Origin of the sequence: Bradyrhizobium sp. 2TAF36 (genome assembly GCF_052114925.1) — a bacterium.
Lineage (GTDB): Bacteria > Pseudomonadota > Alphaproteobacteria > Rhizobiales > Xanthobacteraceae > Bradyrhizobium > Bradyrhizobium barranii.
The window spans coordinates 111795-135722 of the sequence record NZ_JBFRFR010000001.1 but is presented as its reverse complement, the minus strand read 5'-3'; the positions used below and the strand labels follow the sequence as shown (position 1 = coordinate 135722).

20 protein-coding genes and 1 pseudogene are annotated in these 23928 nt (G+C 64.4%); 10 read left to right on the top strand and 11 right to left on the bottom strand.

Annotation, left to right across the window (positions count from 1 at the left end):
• Window positions 1–202 precede the first annotated feature (202 nt).
• From AB4Z51_RS00630 to AB4Z51_RS00620, 3 genes are all read right to left on the bottom strand, one after another.
• Window positions 203–955 (bottom strand): hypothetical protein, encoded by a 753-nt coding sequence (locus tag AB4Z51_RS00630; RefSeq protein ID WP_441496809.1) that lies wholly within the window; start codon window positions 953–955, stop codon window positions 203–205.
• Window positions 956–957: 2 nt separating this feature from the next.
• The gene (locus tag AB4Z51_RS00625) at window positions 958–1746 is read right to left on the bottom strand and encodes an enoyl-CoA hydratase (protein WP_441496808.1); all 789 of its coding nucleotides are present in this window, start codon (window positions 1744–1746) and stop codon (window positions 958–960) included.
• Window positions 1747–1882: 136 nt separating this feature from the next.
• Complete coding sequence (locus AB4Z51_RS00620) at window positions 1883–3091, bottom strand: ABC transporter substrate-binding protein (protein ID WP_247316421.1); 1209 nt, start codon at window positions 3089–3091, stop codon at window positions 1883–1885.
• Between the two features lie 414 nt (window positions 3092–3505).
• Between AB4Z51_RS00620 and AB4Z51_RS00615 the strand changes: the two genes are divergently transcribed.
• Entirely contained in the window at window positions 3506–4276 is a 771-nt protein-coding gene (locus AB4Z51_RS00615) for a thermonuclease family protein (protein ID WP_081369088.1), read from the top strand.
• Window positions 4277–4410: 134 nt separating this feature from the next.
• The gene (locus tag AB4Z51_RS00610) at window positions 4411–5802 is read left to right on the top strand and encodes a M48 family metalloprotease (protein ID WP_441496807.1); all 1392 of its coding nucleotides are present in this window, start codon (window positions 4411–4413) and stop codon (window positions 5800–5802) included.
• A gap of 179 nt (window positions 5803–5981) precedes the next feature.
• Here AB4Z51_RS00610 and AB4Z51_RS00605 read toward each other — a convergent pair whose 3' ends face one another.
• Window positions 5982–6395 carry a c-type cytochrome gene (locus AB4Z51_RS00605; protein ID WP_441496806.1) on the bottom strand — a complete coding sequence of 138 codons (414 nt, stop codon included), beginning with the start codon at window positions 6393–6395 and terminating at the stop codon, window positions 5982–5984.
• A gap of 72 nt (window positions 6396–6467) precedes the next feature.
• Window positions 6468–7796, bottom strand: a complete 1329-nt coding sequence (locus tag AB4Z51_RS00600; protein WP_441496805.1) for an MFS transporter — start codon at window positions 7794–7796, stop codon at window positions 6468–6470.
• A gap of 182 nt (window positions 7797–7978) precedes the next feature.
• On the opposite strand from AB4Z51_RS00600, the gene cyoA reads away from it, so the two are divergent.
• Genes cyoA through AB4Z51_RS00565 form a run of 7 tightly spaced genes read left to right on the top strand, consistent with a single transcriptional unit; the run spans window position 7979 to window position 14939 of the window.
• Window positions 7979–9139 carry a ubiquinol oxidase subunit II gene (cyoA, locus tag AB4Z51_RS00595; protein WP_071908450.1) on the top strand — a complete coding sequence of 387 codons (1161 nt, stop codon included), beginning with the start codon at window positions 7979–7981 and terminating at the stop codon, window positions 9137–9139.
• A 25-nt stretch (window positions 9140–9164) separates the two neighbouring features.
• Complete coding sequence (gene cyoB / locus AB4Z51_RS00590) at window positions 9165–11162, top strand: cytochrome o ubiquinol oxidase subunit I (protein ID WP_441496804.1); 1998 nt, start codon at window positions 9165–9167, stop codon at window positions 11160–11162.
• A complete protein-coding gene (cyoC, locus tag AB4Z51_RS00585) occupies window positions 11163–11792 on the top strand; it encodes a cytochrome o ubiquinol oxidase subunit III (protein WP_441496803.1) in 630 nt (209 codons plus the stop codon).
• Window positions 11789–12169, top strand: a complete 381-nt coding sequence (gene cyoD, locus AB4Z51_RS00580; protein WP_085399178.1) for a cytochrome o ubiquinol oxidase subunit IV — start codon at window positions 11789–11791, stop codon at window positions 12167–12169. Before cyoC ends, cyoD begins: the two co-directional genes overlap by 4 nt.
• Window positions 12170–12216: 47 nt before the next feature.
• Entirely contained in the window at window positions 12217–13065 is an 849-nt protein-coding gene (locus AB4Z51_RS00575; protein WP_441496802.1) for an SURF1 family protein, read from the top strand.
• Window positions 13037–14416, top strand: coding sequence for an ATP-binding protein (locus tag AB4Z51_RS00570; RefSeq protein ID WP_441496801.1), 1380 nt, complete (start codon window positions 13037–13039; stop codon window positions 14414–14416). The genes AB4Z51_RS00575 and AB4Z51_RS00570 overlap by 29 nt, the downstream gene beginning before the upstream one ends.
• Complete coding sequence (locus AB4Z51_RS00565; RefSeq protein ID WP_014490373.1) at window positions 14406–14939, top strand: response regulator transcription factor; 534 nt, start codon at window positions 14406–14408, stop codon at window positions 14937–14939. The genes AB4Z51_RS00570 and AB4Z51_RS00565 overlap by 11 nt, the downstream gene beginning before the upstream one ends.
• A gap of 2 nt (window positions 14940–14941) precedes the next feature.
• Here the strand turns inward: AB4Z51_RS00565 and AB4Z51_RS00560 are convergent, their stop codons facing one another.
• Entirely contained in the window at window positions 14942–15832 is an 891-nt protein-coding gene (locus AB4Z51_RS00560; RefSeq protein WP_135216446.1) for a LysR substrate-binding domain-containing protein, read from the bottom strand.
• A 128-nt stretch (window positions 15833–15960) separates the two neighbouring features.
• Here AB4Z51_RS00560 and AB4Z51_RS00555 point away from each other — a divergent pair, with 128 nt between their 5' ends.
• Window positions 15961–16632, top strand: a complete 672-nt coding sequence (locus tag AB4Z51_RS00555; protein ID WP_441496800.1) for a hypothetical protein — start codon at window positions 15961–15963, stop codon at window positions 16630–16632.
• Between the two features lie 173 nt (window positions 16633–16805).
• On the opposite strand, the gene AB4Z51_RS00550 is transcribed toward AB4Z51_RS00555, so the two are convergent.
• The 5 genes and pseudogenes from AB4Z51_RS00550 to AB4Z51_RS00530 form a co-directional block, all read right to left on the bottom strand.
• Window positions 16806–17600 carry a CarD family transcriptional regulator gene (locus AB4Z51_RS00550; protein WP_084794942.1) on the bottom strand — a complete coding sequence of 265 codons (795 nt, stop codon included), beginning with the start codon at window positions 17598–17600 and terminating at the stop codon, window positions 16806–16808.
• A 345-nt stretch (window positions 17601–17945) separates the two neighbouring features.
• The gene (gene fdxA / locus AB4Z51_RS00545) at window positions 17946–18284 is read right to left on the bottom strand and encodes a ferredoxin FdxA (protein ID WP_063980643.1); all 339 of its coding nucleotides are present in this window, start codon (window positions 18282–18284) and stop codon (window positions 17946–17948) included.
• Between the two features lie 132 nt (window positions 18285–18416).
• Window positions 18417–18686: pseudogene (locus AB4Z51_RS00540) on the bottom strand (RNA-binding S4 domain-containing protein); the annotation flags it as partial.
• 10 nt (window positions 18687–18696) lie between these two features.
• Window positions 18697–22101, bottom strand: a complete 3405-nt coding sequence (locus tag AB4Z51_RS00535) for a helicase-related protein (RefSeq protein ID WP_441496799.1) — start codon at window positions 22099–22101, stop codon at window positions 18697–18699.
• A gap of 788 nt (window positions 22102–22889) precedes the next feature.
• Window positions 22890–23732, bottom strand: a complete 843-nt coding sequence (locus AB4Z51_RS00530) for a DUF3108 domain-containing protein (protein WP_441496798.1) — start codon at window positions 23730–23732, stop codon at window positions 22890–22892.
• Window positions 23733–23928 lie beyond the last annotated feature (196 nt).

Genomic DNA, 23928 nt, shown 5'->3' with positions numbered 1-23928 from the left:
TTGCGGCGGCGTCTCGCCGTATTACTTTGGCGTTGCCACAACCTCCCTGTCGTCCCTGCGAAAGCAGGGACCCATAACCACAGGGAGGAGTTGTGGCGCGAAGCTGGTCAACACGAGTCTTCGCCAAACCACTCCCTGTGGTTATGGGGCCCGGATCTGCGCTTCGCTTGTCCGGGACGACAGCGGTGCGTGAGGCAACCGCTCAAGCCGCAAGCCGGAACGTCACCCCGCCGAGCAAAAACTCGTTCCCCGCAACCGCGAGCCCCTTCGCCTTCGCGGCATGCAGCACGCTTGCGGCATCCGCCACCTGAAACTCCAGCGCGCTCATGATCTCGCTGGCGCCCTTCACGAAATGGAAGGTGGCATTGGGCAGTTTCAATTCGGCGCCGCCACTCGGTACGACCCCGATGATCTTCCCCCAATGTTCCGCGAGCCCCTGAGGATCCGGGCTCTGCATCTCCACGCCCGTCAGCGCCTGCGTCACATCCTTGCGGATGAACTTTTGCCAGTCCGGCCCTGCGGGCGGGTACGGCCCCAGAATATCGTCGCTGCCTTTGGTATGGTTGAATTCGATGAAGGCGGCGCGGCAGTCGCGGGGGTGGAGCTGCACGCCGTGATAGGGCGCGTGGTCGATCACGTTGGCGGTGCGCACGCCCATCGCATTGGCGTTGCGGCCGCGTTCGTCCGGATCGTTGCAGCAGAAGATCGCCATATAGCCGCCGCGGCCGCCGGTCTTCTCGATGAAGCGGCCGGCGGTGGTGCCGCCCTTGAACGGCGCGACCACCTCCAGCAGGATCGTGTCGACCGGGAGCAGCGCGTTCTCCAGGCCGTATTTGGCGACATTGCCATCGCGGTAGCAGACGTCGAGGCCCATGATCCCGGCGATGTCGGAGACCACAGGCGTGAGCTGCGGCGCGACGAGGCAGATCTGCCGGAGCCGCATATAAGGCGCCATCGTCATGCGCCCTTGAAGGTCGGCTTGCGCTTCTCGACAAAGGCCTTCGCGGCTTCCTTGTGATCCTCGGTGTCGCTGCAACGGGTGTGATGGATCGCCTCGCCGTCGAAGCAATCTTCCAGCGCCAGATGCTCGGCGTTGTTGATGTTGCGCTTGATGAAGCCGAGCGCGATCGATGGGCCCTGCGCCAGCGACAGCGCGAGCTCGTGCGCGGCGGCATCGATCTCGGCGTCGGGAACGACTTTCGTCACCATGCCGATCGCATGCGCCTCCTTCGCGGTCAGCACCGGCGACATCAGATAGAGCTCGCGCGCCCGCGCGCTGCCGAGCAGCTGCGTCAAAAAATAGGTGCCACCGTAGTCGCCTGAGAAGCCGACCTTGGCGAAGGCGGTCGTGATCTTGCAGGATTCGCTGGCGATGCGCAGGTCGCAGGACAGCGCCATGGAAAGGCCGGCGCCGGCTGCCGCGCCGTCGAGCTGCGCCACCACGGGCTTCGGCATCTGGTGCAGGATGCGCGAGACCTCCATGCCGCGTCGCAGGTTCGCCATTTTCACCTCGAACGGCAGCGGCGCACGGCCTGCCGCCATCGACTTGACGTCGCCGCCGACGCAGAACGAGCCGCCTGCGCCTTTGAACAGCACCGCGCRCACTTCGGGATCGTCGGCCGCGCGCCGCGCGGCCTCGACCAGCCCTGCGACCATGTCGGGGTTGAGCGCGTTCTTCCGCTCCGGGCGATTCATCGTGATGGTGAGCAGCCCGCCTTCGAGCTTTTGCAGGACCATGTCGTTCATGGGACGTCTCCCTTGTTGTTGTTTTGCTCGAGCCTCAGCCACACCCGTCATTGCGAGGAGCGAAGCGACGAAGCAATCCAGACCGTCTCTGCGGAAACATCTCTGGATTGCTTCGCTTCGCTCGCAATGACGATCTCTATTTCTTCACCAGGGGGCAGCGCGACTGCTCCAGCGACTGGAACGCCTCGTTGCCGGACACGGTGGCGAGCAGCTTGTAGTCGTCCCAGCGGCCCTTGGACTCCGACGGCTTCTTGACCTCAAACAGGTACATGTCGTGGATCATGCGGCCGTCCTCGCGGATCTTGCCGTTCTTGGCGAAGAAGTCGTTGATCGGTGTCTCCTTCATCACCTTGATGACCGCGGCCGAGTCGGTCGTGCCCGCGGCCTTCACAGCCTTCAGGTAATGCGTGACGGACGAATAAACGCCGGCCTGCGCCGAGGTCGGCGGCCGCTTCATGCGTTCGGCGAATCGCTTCGAAAATGCGCGCGTGTCATCGTTGAGGTCCCAGTAGAAGGCTTCCGCCAGCAGCAGGCCCTGCGCGGTCTCCAGCCCGATCGAGTCGATGTCGGTGACAAAGGCGAGCAGCGGCGAGACCTTCTGGCCGCCCTTGGTGATGCCGAACTCGGCCGCCTGCTTGATGGCGTTGACGGTGTCGCCGCCGGCGTTGGCAAGGCCAATCACCTTGGCTTTGGACGCTTGAGCCTGGAGCAGGAAGGACGAGAAATCCGAGGTGTTGAGCGGATGGCGCACGGCGCCGAGCACCTTGCCGCCGGTCTTGGTCACGACGGCGCTGGTGTCCTTCTCCAGGTCCTGGCCGAAGGCGTAGTCGGCGGTGAGGAAGAACCAGCTGTCGAGGCCGGACTTCACGGCGGCAAGACCGGTCACGTTGGCCTGGCCGTAAGTGTCGAACACGTAGTGAATGGTGTAGGGACCGCAGGCCTCGTTGGTGAGACGGATCGAGCCCGGGCCGTTGAACATGATGATCTTGTTGCGCGCTTTCGCGATCTCGCCGGCGGCGAGCGCAGTGGCCGAGGCCGCGACGTCGTAGATCATCTCGACGCCCTGGTTGTCGAGCATGTCGCGGGCGATGTTGGCGGACAGGTCAGCCTTGTTGAGATGGTCGGCCGCCAGCACCTGGATCTTGCGTCCCAGCACCTCGCCGCCAAAATCTTCGACGGCCATCTTGGCCGCGGTCTCGCTGCCGGGACCGGTGATGTCGGCATAGAGGCTCGACATGTCGAGGATGCCACCGATCTTCAGCGGCGGCTTGTCCTGGGCCTGCGCGGCGGCGCTCGCACTCAGGGCAAACGCTGCGGCAAAAATGCCCGACAAAATATGCTTCATCGAAAAAGACCTCCCTTATCGCGCCGTACTCTGATGGCGGCTTGGTTATTGCTCTTGGTTGAAGCTGTTGCCGCAATCATGCCGCATGCGCAAGTGCGCAGCAAGCGCGAGGGCGTTGCGGGCGCATGATTGCCGCACATGTTTTCCGCAAAGCGGAATGGCATGTTGCGGCGAAATGTTTCCACCGTCATTGCTGTGCAAGTTCATTAATTCGCTGATCGAGTGTGAGGCAATGGCGACGCATCACGCGAACTGCCGTAGGGTGGGCAAAGGCGCGCTCTTCGCGCCGTGCCCACGAGCCCGCGCGACAAATCAAAGACGTGGGCACGCTTCGCTTTGCCCACCCTACGATAGCCTTCGCGGTTCGCCACGTTTGCGTTAGAACTAGAGCACAACGCAACCTTTCCGGGCACCGTGACGCGACTGCTTCATCTCATCGTCGCACTTCCTCTCGTCGCCGGTCACACCGCGTTCGCCGCACCGTGCCAGTTCGAGTCCCAGGGCGACGGCCGCGTCGCCGCAATCGTCGACGCGCGTGGCGTGCGTCTCGATGACGGCCGCGAGGTGCGCCTCGCCGGGATCGAGCCAACCGCAACGACGAAGCAGGCGCTGACGTCGCTGCTCACCGGACGCGACGTCACGCTGCGCGGCACCGACGACACGCCCGACCGCTACGGCCGTCAGGGCGCACTCATCTTCGTCGGCGAAAGCGAGGCCCCCATCCAGGCTGTGCTGCTCGCCCAGGGCGACGCACTCGTCTCCGCCGAGATCGCGGACAAGGACTGCGCGGCGGCCCTGATGGCGGCGGAGACCGAGGCACGGCGCCAAAAAAAGGGCAACTGGGCTGACGCGTCGGCCATAAAAAACGCGGAAAGTCCGGACGATATTTTGGCCGGGATAGGGCGCTTTATGGTGGTCGAGGGCAAAGTCCTGTCGGTCCGGCAAGCTGGGGCAATCACCTACCTCAACTTCGGACGGAACTGGACACGCGGCTTTGCCGTGACTATTTCAAAGCGTACGCAACCCGCGTTCGAGAATGCCGGGATCACTCTTAAGTCCCTGGAGAATCGACGCATTCGCGTCCGGGGCTGGGTCGAGGGGAATACAGGGCCGCGCATCGATGTGCGCCTTGCGGGGCAGGTCGAGTTGCTGGGCGCAAACGAGCCGACAGGGGTAAGGCCCTAAAGAGGGCCAGGCACGGGTTAAGCGACGTGGATGGGGTGCTAGAACGGCACGTATCGAGTGAACGCCGCCGCCTGCGGGCTGCGCCGGCGGCGCTGTGCCTCGTGCTGGGCTCAGCCCTTGCCGGTTGCGGCGACATGAACCGGTTCCAGACCGCAGCGGCCCCGCCGACCGTGGCGATGCCCAAGCCGAAACCGGCCGTCGCGCAGACCCCCGCCACCGAAAAGGAGCACGAGCGCATCTTGGCGAGCTATGGCGGCACCTATGACGACCCCAGGCTCGAATCGCTCGTCAGCAAGACCGTCGACCGGCTCGTCGCGGCGTCCGACCGCCCCGACCAGGGCTATAAGGTCACCATTCTCAATTCCGGCGCCGTGAACGCGTTCGCGCTGCCGAACGGCCAGCTCTATGTCACCCGCGGCCTGCTCGCGCTCGCCAGCGACACTTCGGAATTGTCCTCCGTGCTCAGCCATGAGATGGCGCATGTGCTGTCCAAGCACGCCGCGATGCGCGAGGACCAGGCCCGCCAGGCCGCGATCGTCACCCGCGTCGTCACCGACATGAGCAACGATCCCGATCTCACCGCGCTTGCGCTGGCCAAGACCAAGCTCACCATGGCGAGCTTTTCGCGCAACCAGGAGTTCGAGGCCGATGGCATCGGCGTCGGCCTTTCCGCCAAGGCACATTTCGACCCCTATGGTGCCGCCCGTTTCCTCTCGGCGATGGAGCGCAATGCCGAACTCAAGGTCGGCAAGACCTCGCTCGATCCGCGCGCGCAGGATTTCACCTCGTCGCATCCGGCCACCCCCGAGCGCGTGCAGAATGCGCAGACCATCGCACGGCAATATGCGGCGCCCGAGGGCGCCGAGCGTGACCGCGAGACCTACCTCGCCGCGATCGACAACCTCGTCTATGGCGAGGATCCCAGCGAAGGTTTTGTCCGCGGCCGGCGCTTCCTGCACCCGAAACTCGGCTTCACCTTCCAGGCGCCGGACAATTTCACGCTCGACAACACCGCGCAGGCGGTGATCGGCGTGCGCGACGGCGGCTCGCAGGCGATGCGCTTCGACGTCGTGAGGGTGCCGGCCGAGCAGTCGCTCGGCGATTACCTGAATTCCGGCTGGATGGAGGGCGTCGAGAAGGCCTCCACCGAAGACATCACCATCAACGGTTTTCCGRCTGCGTCCGCCACCGCCAAGGGCGATCAGTGGCAGTTCAAGGTCTATGCGTTGCGCTTCGGCAGCGACGTCTATCGCTTCATCTTCGCGGCTCGGCAGAAATCGACCGAGAGCGAGCGCAACGCGCGCGAGACCGTCAATTCATTCCGCCGCCTGACGCTCGACGAAATCCAGGCCGCGCGCCCCCTGCGCATCAAGGTCATCACCGTGCAGCCCGGCGACACCGTGGAATCGCTCTCCCACCGCATGGCCGGCGTCGATCATCCCGCCGAACGCTTCCGCGTGCTGAACGGGCTCGATCGCACCGCTCAGGTGAAGGTGCGGGATCGCGTGAAGGTCGTGGCGGATTGACGCGCGCAAAGCGCGCGTCATCCCGGGGTGCGCTTAGCGCGAACCCGGGATCTCGGGCCACAAAGACAGTGCCGTAGGGTGGGCAAAGGCGCGTAGCGCCGTGCCCACGATCAGTAATGATAGCGACAGATGGTGGGCACGCTTCGCTTTGCCCACCCTACGAGACCTGCTCTGCCGACCTACCGCGCCCTTTCCTTCAGAAACGCGATGATGTCAGCACGATCCCGCGCGTCCGGGACGTCGAAAAACATCTTGGTTTCCGGCACCATGGCCTGCGGTCCGGCCAGCCATTTGTCGAGATTGTCCTCGGTCCAGACGATCCCTGAGTTCTTCAGATCGGCCGAATAATCATAGCCGGGCACGCTGCCCGCCTTGCGACCGACCACGCCCTTGTGCATCGGGCCGACAGCGTTCTCATTGATGGAGTGACAATCTGCGCAGCCCTTGTAGAGCGTTTGACCGCGCGCGACGTTGCCGGTGGCGTGGGCAAGCCCGGTCGAGAAAACGATCGCGACGATGGTGAGGACCAGGCTTACGGTGAGGACTAGGCTTGCAAAACTTTGCTGGTGGACGGGATTGGACCGGACGTTCATGAGATCTCCTGCTTGCGTCGCCGCAAACAGGATCGTCCGGCCTGAATTTTATTCCCGTCCGCGGGACGCGGTTTAAGCGCCCGCGTCCATGTCGCCCGCCTCGCGCTGGCCGCTGAGCCAGAGTGCGAGCAGCGTCCAGAACGCGCCTGACAGCAGATAGGCACCCGACGCGATGACGCCGAGATTGGTGGCGAGCAGAAGCGCCACCAGCGGCGCGAAGCCGGCACCGAACAGCCAGGCCATATCCGAGGTCAGCGCGGAAGCCGTGTAGCGGTACGCCTGCCGGAAGTTCGAGGCGATCGCGCCCGAGGACTGGCCGAAGGAGAGACCCAGCAGGATGAAACCGATCACCATGTAGATGGTCTCACCGAACGCGCCGGCATCGAGCAGCTGCGGAGCAAAACCGCTGTAGATCGCGATCGCGATGGCCGATCCCATCAGCAGCGATTTGCGGCCGACGCGGTCGGCGATGATTCCGGAGGCCACGATCGCCGCGACGCCGAACACGGCGGCGACGATCTCGATGATCAGGAAGCGCACCGGGCTTTCGCGGGTGAACAGGAACACCCAGGACAGCGGAAACACCGTGACCATGTGGAACAGCGCGAAGCTTGCGAGCGGCGCGAATGCACCGAGCATGATGTTCTGGCCTTCGCGCGCGACGGTCTCGGAGATACGCGCGGGCTGCAATTCGCGGGTCTCGAACAACGAAGCATATTCTTCCGTCGTCACCATGCGCAGGCGCGCGAACAGCGCCACGACGTTGATGGCGAAGGCGACGAAGAACGGATAGCGCCAGCCCCAGTCGAAGAAGTCGTCGGCCGAGAGGTTACCGGCGAAATAGGCGAACAGCGCGCTCGCCACGGTCAGGCCGAGCGGGGCGCCTAATTGCGGCACCATCGCGTACCAGCCGCGCTTGGAGGGCGGCGCGTTCAGGGCCAGGAGCGAAGCCATGCCGTCCCAGGCCCCGCCCCAGGCCAGACCCTGCGCGATACGCGCCAGCGCCAGCAGCCAGATCGCGGCGCTGCCGATGTCGTGATAGCCGGGCAGGAACGCGAGCGCGACGGTGGCGGTGCCGAGCAGAAACAGCGCCGAGACCAGCTTGGCGGTTTTGCCGTACTCGCGATCGACCGTCATGAAAATGACGGTTCCGATCGGCCGGGCCACGAAGGCCAGCGCGAAGATCATGAAGGAATAGAGGGTGCCGGTCAGCTCGCTGGTGAACGGGAACACCAGGCGCGGGAATACGATCACCGAGGCGATCGCGTAGACGAAGAAGTCGAAGAATTCCGAGGTGCGGCCGATGATGACGCCGATGGCGATCTCGCCGGGACTGGCCTGGTCGTGGCCGTGCTCGCCCGAGTGGAGGTCTGCCATTGCGGGGGTCTGTGCCGTCGCCATTCGTGCGCCCTTAACGTCCTGAAAACCAAAGCCGACCGCCCGGCGGGGCGCCAGGCAATCTGCCCCTGTCTGACCCAACATTCCGCAGTGCAACATTGGACAAATTGTCCAATGTCCGGATTGCTGCGCCGCAGCTACCCCTTGGGCCCGCAAAGGAAACTCATTCTCATAAGGCTCGGCCCGTGTCCCGTCTCAAGATCCTGGCGCTGCTACCTCTGGCAGCTGCGCTCAGCGGCTGCAACTACGTCGTGCTGGCGCCTGCCGGCGATATCGCAGCGCAACAGCGCGACCTCGTCATCATCTCCACCGTCCTGATGCTCCTGATCGTCGTCCCCGTGATGGCGCTGACGGTGCTGTTTGCCTGGCGCTACCGCCAGTCCAACACCTCGGCCCGCTACGAGCCGGATTGGGACCACTCGACCAAGCTCGAGCTGGTGATCTGGTCGGCGCCGCTGCTGATCATCATCTGCCTGGGCGCGCTGACCTGGATGGGCACGCATCTGCTCGACCCCTATCGCAACATCGGCCGCATCCATGCGGAACGCGCCGTGGACCAGTCCAAGGCTCCGCTCGACGTCGATGTCGTCGCGCTCGACTGGAAGTGGCTCTTTATCTACCCCGATTACGGCATCGCCACCGTCAACGAGCTCGCCGCGCCGGTCGACCGCCCGATCAACTTCCACATCACCGCCTCCTCGGTGATGAACTCGTTCTACATCCCCGCACTCGCCGGTCAGATCTACGCAATGCCGGGCATGGAGACGTCGCTCCACGCCGTGATCAACCACGCCGGTACCTACAAGGGTTTTTCGGCGAACTACAGCGGCGCCGGCTTCTCTGGCATGCACTTCAACTTCAAGGGCCTCGACGACAAGGGCTTTGACGCCTGGATCGCGCAGGCCAAATCAGCCGGCGGCTCGCTCGGCCGCGCCGAATATCTCCAGCTCGAAAAGCCGAGCGAGAACGAGCCGGTGCGCCGCTGGGGCACCGTCGATTCCGACCTCTACCGCCTGATCCTCAACATGTGCGTCGAGACCGGCAAGATGTGCCAGAGCGAGATGATGGCGATCGACGCCAAGGGCGGCAACGGCCATGAGGGCCTGAACAACACACTGCCGCTGGCCTACGACAAGTACGCCCGCCGCGGCAGCCCGCTCGGGCCGGAGCCGACCTTCGTCGCCGGCACCTGCACGCCCGATGCGCCGCAGGGCAGGACCACCGCCTCCATCACGGCACCCGCCGACACCGCGCCGCTGCTCGGTGCCGGCCTGAAGCGGCCGATCTTCACGCCGCTGAAGTCCTCGTCCTTCTTCCTCGGACAACGTCCCAAGTCAGACTCCTGAAGTCAGACTCCTAAAGAGAGCTCGCATGTCTCCTGATCTTCTCAAGCTCATCTTCGGCCGTCTCGGCCTCGATTCGCTGCCGCTGCACGAGCCGATCCTGGTCGGCACCTTCGTGATGGTCGCGCTCGGCGGCGGCGCACTGTTCGCCGGCATCACCTATTTCCGCCTCTGGGGCTATCTGTGGCGCGAGTGGTTCACCACCGTCGACCACAAGCGCATCGGCATCATGTACATGATCCTCGGCATCGTGATGCTGCTGCGCGGCTTCGCCGACGCGCTCATGATGCGCGCGCAACAGGCGCTCGCGTTCAACGGTTCCGACGGCTTCCTTCCCGCCCATCACTACGACCAGGTCTTCACCGCCCACGGCGTGATCATGATCTTCTTCGTGGCGATGCCGCTGGTCACCGGCCTGATGAACTACGTGGTGCCGCTGCAGATCGGCGCGCGCGACGTGTCGTTCCCGTTCCTGAACAATTTCAGCTTCTGGATGACGGTCGGCGGCGCAGTGCTGGTGATGGCTTCGCTGTTCATCGGCGAATTCGCCCGCACCGGCTGGCTGGCCTATCCGCCGCTGTCGAACATCGGCTACAGTCCTGACGTCGGCGTCGACTATTACATCTGGGCGCTGCAGGTCGCAGGCGTCGGCACGACCTTATCCGGCATCAACCTGATCTGCACCATCGTCAAGCTGCGCTGTCCCGGCATGACCATGATGAAGATGCCGGTGTTCACTTGGACCGCGCTCTGCACCAACATCCTGATCGTCGCCTCCTTCCCCGTCCTGACCGTCGTGCTCGCGCTGCTCTCGCTTGACCGCTACGTCGGCACCAACTTCTTCACGAACGATTTCGGCGGCAGCCCGATGATGTACGTGAACCTGATCTGGATCTGGGGTCATCCCGAGGTCTACATTCTGGTTCTCCCCGCCTTCGGCATCTTCTCGGAAGTCACCTCGACCTTCTCCGGCAAGCGGCTGTTCGGCTACACCTCGATGGTCTACGCCACGGTGGTCATCACCATCCTGTCGTACCTGGTCTGGCTGCACCACTTCTTCACGATGGGCTCGGGCGCCAGCGTCAACTCGTTCTTCGGCATCACCACGATGATCATCTCGATCCCGACGGGCGCGAAGATGTTCAACTGGCTGTTCACGATGTATCGCGGCCGCATCCGCTTCGAGCTGCCGATGCTGTGGACGATCGCCTTCATGCTGACCTTCGTGCTCGGCGGCATGACCGGCGTGCTGCTCGCAGTGCCGCCGGCCGACTTCGTCCTGCACAACAGCCTGTTCCTGATCGCGCACTTTCACAACGTGATCATCGGCGGCGTGGTGTTCGGCGCGTTCGCCGGCATCAACTACTGGTTCCCGAAGGCGTTCGGCTTCAAGCTCGATCCGTTCTGGGGCAAGCTGTCGTTCTGGTTCTGGGTCACCGGCTTCTACATGGCCTTCATGCCGCTCTATGTGCTCGGCCTGATGGGCGTGACCCGCCGCCTGCGCGTGTTCGACGATCCGTCCTTGCAGATCTGGTTCGTCATCGCCGCGATCGGCGCCGGCCTGGTCTTCCTCGGCATCCTCTGCATGCTGATGCAGTTCGCAGTCAGCTTCCTCAAGCGCGAGCAGCTCAAGGACGTCACCGGCGATCCCTGGGATGCACGCACGCTGGAATGGGCGACCTCCTCGCCGCCGCCGGACTACAACTTCGCCTTCACCCCCGTCGTTCACGACAATGACGCGTGGTGGGACATGAAGAAGCGCGGCTATCAGCGTCCGCTCTTGGGGTTCAAGCCGATCCACATGCCCAGCAGCACCGGCACCGGCATCATCCTCGCCGGCCTCGCCACCGCGATGGGATTCGGCCTGATCTGGTACATCTGGTGGCTTGCCGCCGTGAGCTTCATCGCGATGCTCGCCGTCGGCATCGGTCACACCTTCAACTATCACCGCGACTTCGACATCCCGGCCGACGACGTCATCCGGACCGAGGACGCGCGCACCAAACTGCTCGCCGGAGCCAAGTAAATGACTGTCGCTGTCAATCCTACCCAAACTGGCGAGCCGCTCTTCTATCTCGCCGACGAACACCCGCATCCGGAAGGCTACAGCACCTCGCTCGGCTTCTGGATCTACCTGATGAGCGACTGTCTCATCTTCGCGATGCTGTTCGCCGCCTTCGGCGTGCTCGGCGGTAACTACGCCGCCGGCCCGGCCCCGAAGGACCTGTTCGAGCTGCCGCTGGTCGCGGTGAACACTTCGATGCTGCTGCTGTCGTCGATCACCTATGGCTTTGCCATGCTGACGATGCAGCAGAACAAGATCGCCCAGACCCAGATGTGGCTGGCGATCACCGGCCTGTTCGGCCTCGCCTTCATCGGCATCGAGCTCTCCGAGTTCGCCCACATGATCCATGAAGGGGCGACCCCGCAGCGCAGCGCCTTCCTGTCCTCCTTCTTCACGCTGGTCGGCACCCACGGCCTGCACGTCTCCTGCGGCCTGATCTGGCTGGTGACGCTGATGGTGCAGGTCTGGAAGTTCGGCCTGATCGAAGCCAACCGCCGCCGCCTGATGTGCCTGTCGATGTTCTGGCACTTCCTGGACGTGGTCTGGATCGGCGTSTTCACCTTCGTCTATCTCCTGGGAGTTCTGCGATGAACACCGATACCCACGCCGCCCACGCGGACGGCCATCACCACGGCGACGACCACGCCCACGGCACGTTCTCGACCTACATGCTCGGCTTCGTGCTCTCGGTCGTGCTGACCGCGATCCCGTTCTGGCTGGTGATGAGCGGCGCGCTGCCGAGCAAGCAGATCACCGCGCTCGTCATCATGGCCTTCGCTGTCGTGCAGATCGTCGTGCACATGATCTACTTCCTGCACATGAACACCAAGTCCGAGAACGGCTGGAGCATGATGGCGCTGATCTTCACCATCGTCATGGTGGTGATCGCGCTGTCAGGCTCGCTGTGGGTGATGAACCACCTCAACAGCAACATGATGCCGATGCACCAGATGACGGGAATGAAGTGAGCGCGACTCCGAAGTGAGCAAGGCTTGGAAGTGAGCAAGGCTTGAAAGTGAGCAAGGCTTGGACCGTGACAGGCAACGACAAGGACGCGCGTCGCAAGGCTGCGCGTCCGCGCCTGTGGCTCACGGTCCTCTCGCTCGCGGCCTTTGCACTTCTGATCGCACTCGGCGTCTGGCAGATCGAGCGACGCGCCTGGAAGCTGGCGCTGATCGACCGCGTCGAGCAGCGCGTCCATGCCCCGGCCCAGCCGGTCCCGTCGCCCGCGGCCTGGCCGACCGTCTCCACCGCAAACGACGAATACAGGCACGTCAGCCTCACCGGCCGCTTCCTGCATGACCGCGAGACGCTGGTTCAGGCGGTCACCGAGGAAGGCCCCGGCTATTGGGTGCTGACGCCGCTTCAGCGCGGCGACGGCTCGCTGGTGCTGGTCAATCGCGGCTTCGTGCCGTCCGAGCGGCGCGACGCATCGACGCGCCAGAGCGGCAATCCGGACGAGCAGGTCGAGATCACGGGCCTGCTCCGCATGACCGAGCCGAAAGGCGGATTCTTGCGGAACAACGTGCCCCAGCACAACCGCTGGTACTCGCGGGATGTCGCCGCGATTGCGGCAGCGCGCGGCCTCGACCATGTCGCACCCTTTTTCGTCGATGCTGACGCCGGATCACAAACCACCGGCGGCCCGATCGGCGGATTGACCGTGATCAGCTTTCCCAATAACCACCTGATCTACGCGCTGACGTGGTTTGCCCTGGCTTTCATGCTGGCGGGTAAACTTTTCGTCACATTCGGCGGCGGGCTGTTCCGCCGCAAGCGCTTCGTCCACGAACCGGCCGGCGGCTCGGATGCCACCGCCCGCAGGACGGGATCAGATGCTGGAACGATCGTCGAATCTACCTGACGACGGAATGACGCATGACGCCGTCACGCTGCAATCGCAGGCGGACGCGCGCAGCGAGCTGATCGGCGTTGCGCCGACCGACGACGAGACCAACCGCAAGAACATGGCGCTGCTGATCCAGCTGCGCTGGACCGCGGTGGTCGGGCAGATCGTGACCATCGGCGGCGTGCATTTCTGGCTCGGCATTCCGCTGCCGCTGACCCGGATGAGCGCGGTGATCGGCGCGCTGGTCTTTCTCAATATCTCGAGCCTGGTCTGGGTGCGCCATCGCGCCGCGATCACCAACAATGAGCTCTTGGTCGCGCTGATGCTGGACGTCGCCGCGCTGACGGCGCAGCTTTACCTCAGCGGCGGCGCCACCAATCCCTTCACCTCGCTGTTCCTGCTCCAGGTGACGCTGGGCGCGGTGCTGCTTAATGCCCGTTCGACCTGGTCGCTGGTCGCACTGACCTGCGCGAGTTTCATCTGGCTGACCATGGCCTACCGGCCGCTCGACCTACCGCCGAACCCGATCAGCGAGGCCTACAGTCTCACCGTAACCGGCATGCTGCTGGGCTTCGTCCTCAACGCCGTGCTGCTGGTCGTGTTCGTCACCCGCATCAACAGGAATTTGCGCGAGCGCGATGCGCATCTGGCGGCATTGCGCCAGCATGCGGCCGAGCAGGACCACATCGTCCGCATGGGCCTGCTCGCCTCCGGCGCCGCGCATGAACTCGGCACGCCGCTCGCCTCGCTGTCGGTCATCCTCAGCGACTGGCGCCGCATGCCCGATCTCGCTGCCGATCAGGAACTTGCCGAGGATCTCGCGGAGATGGAAACCTCTCTGCAACGCTGCAAGACCATCGTGACGGGCATCCTGGTGTCGGCGGGCGAAGCGCGCGGCGAAGGCTCCTCGCCGACGACGGTGACGGCCTTCGTCACCGCGCTGGTGAACGAGTGGCGCGACGCACGCTCGGCCCGCACGCTCTATTTCGTCAACACGTTCGGCGAGGACGTCGCGATCGTCTCTGACATCGCGCTGAAGCAAGTGATCTTCAACGTGCTCGACAATGCCTATGAGGTCTCGCGCGAATGGGTGGAGCTGCTGGCCGAGCGCGAGGGCGACAATCTCGTGCTGTCGATCAGCGATCGCGGCCCGGGCTTTGCGCCGGAGATGCTGGCGCAGCTCGGAAAACCCTATCACTCGAGCAAGGGCCGCGCCGGCGGCGGGCTCGGCCTGTTCCTGGTCGTGAACGTCGTGCGCAAGCTCGGCGGCAGCGTGACCGCCGAGAACCACAGGAAGCGTGGCGCCACCGTCCGCCTGACGCTGCCGCTCGCAACGCTCGCGATCGGAGGAAATTTTGACGCCTGACCGTTCGCTCATCGTCGTCGAGGACGATGCCGGCTTCGCGCGCACGCTGAAACGCTCGTTCGAGCGCCGCGGCTACGACGTCGTCCTCGCAGCTTCGATCGAAGAGGTGCGGAAGGTGCTGGAGGAGCGATCCTTTGGACACGCGGTGGTCGATCTCAAGCTCGGCGGCGCCTCGGGCCTCGCCTGCGTGGAACTGCTGCACACGCACGATCCGGAGATGCTGATCGTGGTGCTGACCGGCTTTGCCAGCATCTCCACCGCCGTCGAGGCGATCAAGCTCGGCGCCTGCCACTACCTGGCAAAGCCGTCGAACACCGACGATATCGAAGCCGCCTTCAACAAGGCCGAAGGCAACGCCGAAGTCGCCCTCGATGCACGGCCGACCTCGATCAAGACGCTGGAATGGGAGCGCATCCACCAGACGCTGATCGAGACCGATTTCAACATCTCGGAAGCGGCGAGAAGGCTGGGCATGCACCGCCGCACACTGGCAAGGAAGCTCGAGAAGCGGCCGGTGAAGTGAGCCTAGGACGACGCCGTGGCGAGCTTGCCGACCTCGGAGAGAAGCAACTTCAGGATCGGGGATTGATTCGCCTTGTGATAGGCGACAACGAGATCAAGCTTGGGTGCTTCACCCCGCACCGGCCGGGTGGTGATCGTCTCCGGCAGATATCGCTTCGTGTAGGCCGGCAGCATCATGACGCCGCGCGTGGACGCGATCATGGAGATCGCGTGAACAACATTGTGGACTTCGCGGTCGGGCTTGAGGTCGATTCCGGTCCGGCTGAAATAATCCAGAACGATACGGCGAACCGCGGGAGCGGATTTGGACGGTAGGTAGAAGGTCTCGTCCCTGATTTCCTCGGGCGCCACCGCGGCTTGAGAAGCCAGCCGATGGTCGCTCGGAAAGACGAAGACCAGCGGATCGGTGCGCACGCGCCGGCAGACCAGATCTTCCATGTGCTCCTCCGGCCGGATGAAGGCAGCATCGAGCTTTCGCCGCATCAGGGCCTTGGCAAGCGAGGGCGAATAATCGCTCGAGAGGCGGATATCGATGCCGGGAAATGCGTCGCGCAGAATGCGATCCACCTCGGGCAGCAGGTCGATTTCGGCGCCCGACAGAAAGCCCAACGAGAAAGCGGGCTGCGGGGGCTGCGCGGCACGGAGCGCCGCTTCCTTGGCAGCCTCCGCCTGAAGCAGCGCCATTCTGGCGTGCTCGAGAAAGGCCTTGCCGGCCGCCGTCAGCGCGATGCCTTGGGCGCTGCGGTTCATCAAGGGAACGCCGACCTCCCGTTCGAGATCCCGGATTTGCCGGCTGAGCGACGGTTGCGACGTGTGCAGCTTCTGCTCGGCCGCAACAGTCAAACTGCCTGCATCGGCAACGGCGACGAAATAGCGGAGATGCCGAAGCTCCATCGCGATCTCCCATATCTCGCAGGCATGGGGCCAGCTTACAAAGTCTTTTTCCAGGCGGCCAGCTGCCCGTATAGCCGGCGTGAACCAGGTCTGCCTGGCAGGCAGAGGCGCAGGGGAGCGAGCTTCACATGCTCAAGTGCATTCAAACGTCTCTGCTGATCCTGGCACTGGCGGGATCTGGCGAAGCGGCTGCGCAATCCTCCAACACGCAGGCAAAGGCAAACAACATGGAACTGGATGTGACAGGATTGAAGCAGGCGCTGCTCGGCGACTGGGAAAGCATCGCACCGGAGGTGCGCCCGAGCGCGGCGAAGAACGCCGATGGCACGCTCAAGCCGTTCTATCTCAAGCGGGCCTTCAAATATCTCCCCTCCGACCGTTTCGAGCTCGATATCGTCAACTCGGCCGATCCCTACAGCGCCGTGCCGCTCGCGCGGATCAGGATTGGCGGCCATATGCTGTGGAAGGGTGCGCATCCCATCGCTCCGGGCGCGCAGAAGGTCGACTTCATTGCCGACGAGACCTACGAGGTTACGCCGCTGGCGCAGGGATTTGCCGATGTGCTCAACAAGGTCGCCGCGGTCGGATATGCACCGTGGGACGTAGGCGCGCCCCAGAGCATCTTCGGCAAGACCTTCGCTCCCTTCGGTCTCGCCGAGGCCACGAACTTCATGGAATATGATCTCGTCTATCTCAGGGGCGACCTCCTGTTCTGGGGCGCCCGCAACATCGACGGCCGTGGCTTTGACACCGAGCAGAACCGGCCAACCAATTTGCAGATTCCGCTGATCAGGAAGTGACTCGAGACAAGTTCGTCACACTCTCCCTCGACGCGATGCCCTTAACACTGGGCCTGAACACCCGTGGCCGTGCCAACGCACGGGTCGCACCGTCGCAAAGCCTGATCCACTCAAAACAAAAAAGCCCGGCCAACCGGCCGGGCTTTTGATTGCTTGCGATCGACGCGAGACGCTTACGCGGCCTCGTCAGCGACGGCGGTGTCGTCGCCATCGGTATCGCCGTCGGCATCCGCCTCGCCCTCGCCGTCGGCGGCTTCCGCCTTGGCGTTGGTGCGGCGCGGGCTCTTGGCGAGCTGGGCCTCGATCTCCTTGACCGCTTCGGTCTCGGTCGAGTGCTGCACAACCGCGATCTCGCGGGAGAGACGATCGAGCGCCGCTTCATAGAGCTGGCGTTCAGAGTACGACTGCTCGGGCTGCGACTCGGAACGGTAGAGGTCGCGCACGACTTCCGCGATCGCGACGATGTCGCCCGAATTGATCTTTGCTTCGTATTCCTGGGCGCGGCGCGACCACATGGTGCGCTTGACGCGGGCGCGGCCCTTCAGCGTCTCCAGCGCCTTCTTCACCAGCGCGGGGTCGGACAGCTTGCGCATGCCGACATTCGCGACCTTGGCGGTCGGCACGCGCAGCGTCATCTTGTCCTTGATGAAATTGATGACGAACAGCTCGAGCTTCGCACCGGCGATCTCCTGCTCCTCGATGGCCAGGATCTGGCCAACGCCGTGAGCGGGATAGACGACGAATTCGTTGGCCTTGAAGCCCTGGCGCTGGGTCACGACCTTCTTTTCCTCGACCTTCGGCGCGGGTGCAGCAGCCTTCACGGCCGGCTTCGCAGCAGCAACGGGGGCTTTGGCAGGGGCGGCAGCAACAGGAGCCTTCGGAGCAACGGGCTTGGCAGCGGAAGCCTTGGCAGCAGCAGGCTTGGCAACGGTCGCTTTCGCGGCCGGTTTGGCAGTCTTGTGAGGCATTGCGCTTCTTTTGTTCTTCGAGGACTTTGCAGCCGGTGCCTTAGTCGCGGTCCGACCCTTGGATGCGCTACGGCTGGCCGCGGCGACTTTTTTGGCCTCCTTATGGGAAGCCCTCGCTGAAGTACTCTTTTTACGCGTTTTCTGTGACACAGCCTGCGCGCGGAAACTGCCACGCCCCTGTTCGACATTTGGTTTCACGGGAACCCAACGGGGCCAACTGGGCTGACGGGGGTTCAGCTTAATGTGCTCAATATAGCACATTTCCCGCAAAAATCAATGATTTAGGGGTCTTGAGGGCTGGTTTTCGGCGCTGACGAAGGTATTAGGGTTAAGTTTGGGCGAGAATTAGTCTCCTGAGCCCGGGTTCGGAGAAAAATATTTCTCGAACTTTCCTTCCTGGCCGTCGAATTCCTTCGCGTCGGGGGGTGATTCTTTCTTCTGGGTGATGTTCGGCCAGCTTTTGGCGTAGTCGGCGTTGACCTGGAGCCACTTTTCGAGGCCCGGTTCCGTGTCCGGCTTGATGGCGTCGGCGGGGCATTCCGGCTCGCACACGCCGCAGTCGATGCATTCGTCAGGATGGATGACGAGCATGTTCTCGCCCTCGTAGAAACAGTCGACCGGGCAGACCTCGACGCAGTCGGTATACTTGCACTTGATGCAGGCTTCAGTGACGACGTAAGTCATCCAACGCTCCGAAAAGCTCTTTTAAAAGTCGCGGCTTGCGTAGCGCGGATGGCCCGGCGCCGCAAGGTCGGGAACGGCCGATCATGACGGCTTTACGCGTTTGATCGACCAAGAAATGAATTCAAAGCGCAATTAATTGCGCTTTGCTTCGCTCAGCTCCTCGTAGAGCACTCGGGCCGAGGCGGCATCGCCGCGGCGCTCGTTGAAAGCGGTTACTTTCAACACGCGCACGGTGCGATCGAGCGCGATGGTGATCACGTCGCCGATCTTGATCGCATGGCCCGGYGACTTCTCGCGTGTGCCGTTGATGCGAACGTGGCCGGACTCAACGAGCTCGGCCGCGGAGGTGCGCGCCTTCACCACCCGCGCGTGCCACAGCCATTTGTCGAGACGCTGCCGCTCGGTCGTGGGATCACTCCTTGCGACCGGACAGCTGCTCTTTCAGCGCAGCGAGCTTTGCGAAGGGCGAGTTCGGATCGGCCGGACGATCGCGCTCGCGCGGGTTCGCGCTCGAGGCGTAGGGGCGCAGCGACGGCCCGCCCTGGCGGTCGCGGCCCTTGTCGCGGTCACGACCGCGATTGTCGCGGCCCTTGTCGCGATCGCCGCCGAACTTGCCCTTGTTGCGATCGCGATCCTTGTTGTCGCGATCCTTGCCCTCGAAGCGGCGGTTCTTGTCGTCGCGCCCCTCTGGACGCGGCGCACCTTCACCGCCACCCTCGCGCGGCTTGCGGAAATCCCTGGCCCCATCCCTGCGATGACCGCCGTGACGATGGCGCTCATTGCGCTTCTCGCCGTCGGCTGACTGCGCGGCCTCGCCTTCGGCGGGGGCGGCGCCAGCTTCGGCACCGGCCTGCTGCGGGCGCTGATTGTGGTGACGCTGATGGCGATGGCGCTCGTGGCGCGGCTTGCGATCGTCGTGACGGCCACCGGGACGCCAGACCTCGACGAGCTCGGGCTCGCCAGGCGCAGCGGCAGCCTCGACCGGCGCGGCGGCATCGGCGGATGCAGCGGCTTCCGTTGCAGCGGCCTCGGCGGGAGCGGCTTCCACCGCCTCGGTGGGCGCGGCAGCCTCTTCCGCCGGCGGCGCGATGCCGGGGGCATCCTCGGGCGTGACGGGGGCATCAGGCGATGCTTCAAGCGCCGGCTCTTCATGCGCGGGCTCGTCGTGCTGCTCCATGCCGGGCGCGTCTTCGACGGTGACAGGCTCGGCGGCGGCTTCGATCGCGGTGTCCGCGCTTGCGGCGGTGTCCGCGCTTGCGGCGGCGTCATCGGTCGCGGTCGGTTCAGTCGGAGCCTCTGCGCTTGCTTCGGCAGCCGGCGTCTCCGCAGCGGCAGCCACCTGCTTCGGCGGCAGCGGCGCACGCTTCTCCATGCGATAGCCGAGCGCACGCAGCACCGAGGCGAAATCCTCGCCGGCCGAGCCGGTGAGCGAGGTCATCGCCTGCGTCACCACAAAGCTGCGGCCGTCGAACGCGCCGGCGGGCTTTTCGCCGGGCGAGTTCTCGCGCCAGGCCAGCGCCGGGCGGATCAGATCGGCGAGCCGCTCCAGAATGTCGACGCGCACGGCGCGCTCGCCGGCCTGCTTGTAGCCGAGCACGCGATAGGCATCGCGCGGCAGCTGCTTGTCGACCGGGAACGAGGTGCGGCCCGAAGATGCCAGATGCTGCGCGCCCGACAGCGAGGACAGATCGACATTGTCCTGCTTCAGCGCCCACAGCAGTGCTGCCAGCGCGCGTCCGGCGGGCTTCAAGAGGCCGGGGAAATAGATGTGATAGGCGCCGAAACGGACGCCGTATTTGCGCAACACGGCGCGCGAGGGCTGGTCGAGATCCTTCAGCTCGTTGGCGATCTTGGGACGCTCGAGCACGCCGAGCGCCTCGACCAGCTGATAGGCGATGCCGCGGGCAATGCCGGTGACGTCCTCGGCCTTCGACAGCTCGAACATCGGCCCAAGCAGCTTTTCGATATGGGTCTTGAGCCAAAGCTCGAGCCGGGCCTGCACCTTCTCACGCGGCGCACCGGTGAGGCGCTCGTCGGAGATGATGCGGATGCGCGGATGCAGCGCCTCCTCCGCGGCAGACAGGCGCGCCACGGCATCGCCGGTCCAGCGGATGGTGCCTTCCGAGGTCAGCACGAACTGATCGTCCGGCGCATTGCCCAGTTTTTCGGCCCGCGCGTTGATCTCGCCGGCGAGCACCGCTTGCGCTGCAGCCTGCAAGGCTTTCGCATCGGAGCCTGCTTCCGCCGCATCCGGTGCAAAGGTGAAGYCATCGAGGCGGCCGATGACATGGCCTTCGACGATGACTTCGCCGGTCTTGCCGATTTCAGTATTCAAGCTCGTGTTCTCCCGCAGGCGGCGCATCAATACACTGGTCCGGCGATCAACGAAACGCTCAGTCAAGCGTTCATGGAGCGCATCCGATAATTTATTTTCGACCTCGCGGGCGATCCCCTGCCAGCGTTCGGGGTCTTTCAGCCAGTCCGGGCGGTTGGCGACGAAGGTCCAGGTGCGGATCTGGGCGATCCGGGCCGACAGCGTGTCGATGTCGCCGTCGATGCGGTCGGCCTGGTCGACCTGGGCCGCGAACCAGGAATCGGGGATGCAGCCCTTCTGCATCAGGAAGCCGTAGAGCGTGGTCACGAGCTCGGCATGGGCGGCCGGCGACAGTTTTCGGTAATCGGGGACCTGGCAGGCCTCCCACAGCCGTTCCACCGCCGCCTTGCCATGCGCGATATCGCGCACCTCGACGTCGCGGGCGGCATGGTCGAGCACGCGCATGTCCTCGGCGATCGGCGCGCGCGTCAGCGCCTCATGGCCGGGCGACTGGTTCAGGGACACCTGGAGCGCGCCGAGCGAGGCGAAATCCAGCTTCGCATTGCGCCATTGCAGCATCTTCACATTGTCGAAGGTGTGGTTCTGCAGCGCGTTGACGAGCTCGGGCTCGAACGGCCCGCAGCGGCCCGTCGTCCCGAAAGTACCGTTGCGGGTGGCGCGGCCCGCACGCCCGGCGATCTGCGCGAATTCGGCCGGCGTCAGGCGGCGGAACTGGTAGCCGTCGAACTTGCGGTCCGAGGCGAAGGCGACGTGGTCGACGTCGAGATTGAGGCCCATGCCGACAGCGTCGGTGGCGACGAGGTAATCGACGTCGCCGTTCTGGAACATCTCCACCTGCGCATTGCGCGTGCGGGGCGACAGCGATCCCAGCACCACGGCCGCGCCGCCATGCTGGCGGCGGATCAGCTCGGCGATGGCGTAGACCTCATCGGCGGAGAAGGCGACGATGGCGGTGCGGCGCGGCTGGCGTGTGATCTTGCGGTCGCCGGCGAATTCCAGCTGCGACAGGCGCGGCCGCGTGATCATAGACACGCCGGGCAGCAGCCGCTCGATGATCGGGCGCATCGTGGCCGCGCCCAACAGCAGCGTCTCGTCGCGGCCGCGGCGGTTGAGGATGCGGTCGGTGAAGACGTGGCCGCGCTCCAGGTCAGACGCGATCTGGACCTCGTCGACGGCGAGGAAGGAGACGTCGAGGTCGCGCGGCATCGCCTCGACGGTGGAGACCCAATAGCGCGGGTTCTTCGGCTTGATCTTCTCCTCGCCCGTGATCAGCGCGACGGCCTCGCTGCCGACCCGTGCGGCGATCTTGTTATAGACCTCGCGCGCGAGCAGCCGCAGCGGCAGCCCGATCACGCCAGAGGGATGCGCGAGCATCCGCTCGATGGCGAGATGGGTCTTGCCGGTGTTGGTCGGCCCGAGCACCGCGGTGACGCCCGCGCCAGGTGCGCGCTCGGAGGCGAAGGGGGAAGAGGAGAAGGCCATGTCTGGGGATTAGGTAGTGGCGATTTGGGCGAATGTCAGTGCTGTTTTGGGGTGTGTTGAGGGCTGGGAGGTGTCGGCCATGTCTCCGAACGCTACGCTGCAGCCAAGCATTCCGCTGTCATGCCCCGGCTTGCCCGGGGCATCCAGTAYGCCGCGGCCTGTCCGCTCAACCACAACGGCCTCGGCGTACTGGATCGCCCGGTCAAGCCGGGCGATGACACCGAGCGTGTGGGAGCGCACTCCCCAAACCTCGCGCAACTGTCTCACTTTGCGACGCTTTTCCCGTTGGCTTTAAGCTTCGGAACGACTCTAGAACGAATCGCGGCCGAATCGCTGACTCCCGCTGAAGCCTGTTCCGTTCACGCCACATGTCGCGGGACTCTTATTGGTTGTGCACTAGATGGAGTTTTACCCTGCCGCACAAGCAGCGTTTCGATGACCGGTTCCTTAAAATTGGGGACGACGCGGAGTCGAATCAGAATCGGGCAGGAGTCAAATGGATTCCCGGGATCACGCCCCCCCAAACTCATTTTCGCGAAAACAACCCCATGCACAGTAGACATGCCGTTGAAAGAATTACATTTTTTTCCAGCCAAACTGCCTCCCCGTCATCCTGAGGTGCGAGTGGCGCGGTGCGCAGCATCGCGCCGGGAGCCTCGAAGGATGGACGGCCCGGATGCGGCGGGCATGCCCCTGCGGAAACAGGCGGGCTGTCGCCCTTCGAGGGCCGCTGAAGAAGCGGCCACCTCAGGGTGACGGTCTAAGGAGGGAGTACGCGGCTAAAGCCCCTACTGCGTCTTGGCGACCTTTGGCGGCTGGGCCGAGGTGATGAAGCTGGTGGCTTCCAGCATGGCCGGGCCGAGCGGCGTCGGCACTTTGAGCCAGAACGGGACCAGGATGCGCGTGCCCGCAATGGGGGCGAAGGCGATCTCGATGTTGCGCTGGGCGGCGAGATATTTGATCACGGGACGATCGGGGATGTAGCCCGCCACGGGCACGAAATAGAGCGCACAGACCACGACCGGGCCCCTGTAGCCCTTCTCCGCCTTCACGCTCTCCATGCGCTTGAAATCGAGTTTCAGCTCGTAGCGCATGCGGCCGTCGAACACGGGTGCTGCGTTGTGGCAGGCGTCCGGCGTCACGGGGTCACCGGTGCCGGGCACGCGCAGCAGCGAGGCCGTCATCGGATCCCAGACGCCGCGGCGATGCGCGTCGGTGACGACGATGCGGTCGGCATCGACCGGCGGCTCCGGCACGATGCCGAACTCCTTCACATTGCCCTTGTCGAGCGTGATGCGGATCTCTTCGGTCTTCTTCGAGGTGGTGGTGGAGGCCTGGTAGCCGGTCGCGACCAGCGCGCCGTTGACCACCCTACCTTGCGAGGCGCCGGTGCCGGACCCGCCCGCGAACGATTTCAGCAGCCCCGTGGTGCCGCCGGAGGCCGCAGCCGCGAACACGTCGTCCCCGATGTCGATATTCCAGGCGCCCTTGCCGACGGGAATGCCGGCCAGCGTCGCCTCATACTGCGCCTCGAGCTTGCCCTGCGCCGCCACAGGCTCCGCCCCCCACGCCACGACGAGCCCGCAAAGGGCTGCGAAAGCCAGCCGGCCGGCAGAGCGCGGACTGACCAAGCCTTGGGGCCAAAGTCGGGGGGATGCGAGCACGAAACAATCCAATCGGGGCGCGAACGGTTGTTACTTAAGCCAAAAACCGCGGCAAACAATGTGTCCGGGCGCGGAGGCATGCGGAACTCCACTTGATACTTCGGGGGTGAATACGCCCTTTATGTGATGGTAAGGCACTTCAATCATTGCCGTTTTGGTGATC

Bases quoted from the DNA above. Each gene is read 5' to 3' on its own strand.
- AB4Z51_RS00560 (WP_135216446.1), bottom strand. From the start codon at position 15,832: ATGGAGCTTCGGCATCTCCGCTATTTCGTCGCCGTTGCCGATGCAGGC.
- cyoB (WP_441496804.1), top strand. From the start codon at position 9,165: ATGTCTCCTGATCTTCTCAAGCTCATCTTCGGCCGTCTCGGCCTCGAT.
- AB4Z51_RS00605 (WP_441496806.1), bottom strand. From the start codon at position 6,395: ATGAACGTCCGGTCCAATCCCGTCCACCAGCAAAGTTTTGCAAGCCTA.
- AB4Z51_RS00555 (WP_441496800.1), top strand. From the start codon at position 15,961: ATGCTCAAGTGCATTCAAACGTCTCTGCTGATCCTGGCACTGGCGGGA.
- AB4Z51_RS00620 (WP_247316421.1), bottom strand. From the start codon at position 3,091: ATGAAGCATATTTTGTCGGGCATTTTTGCCGCAGCGTTTGCCCTGAGT.
- AB4Z51_RS00630 (WP_441496809.1), bottom strand. From the start codon at position 955: ATGGCGCCTTATATGCGGCTCCGGCAGATCTGCCTCGTCGCGCCGCAG.
- AB4Z51_RS00600 (WP_441496805.1), bottom strand. From the start codon at position 7,796: ATGGCGACGGCACAGACCCCCGCAATGGCAGACCTCCACTCGGGCGAG.
- AB4Z51_RS00570 (WP_441496801.1), top strand. From the start codon at position 13,037: ATGCTGGAACGATCGTCGAATCTACCTGACGACGGAATGACGCATGAC.
- cyoD (WP_085399178.1), top strand. From the start codon at position 11,789: ATGAACACCGATACCCACGCCGCCCACGCGGACGGCCATCACCACGGC.
- AB4Z51_RS00550 (WP_084794942.1), bottom strand. From the start codon at position 17,600: ATGCCTCACAAGACTGCCAAACCGGCCGCGAAAGCGACCGTTGCCAAG.
- fdxA (WP_063980643.1), bottom strand. From the start codon at position 18,284: ATGACTTACGTCGTCACTGAAGCCTGCATCAAGTGCAAGTATACCGAC.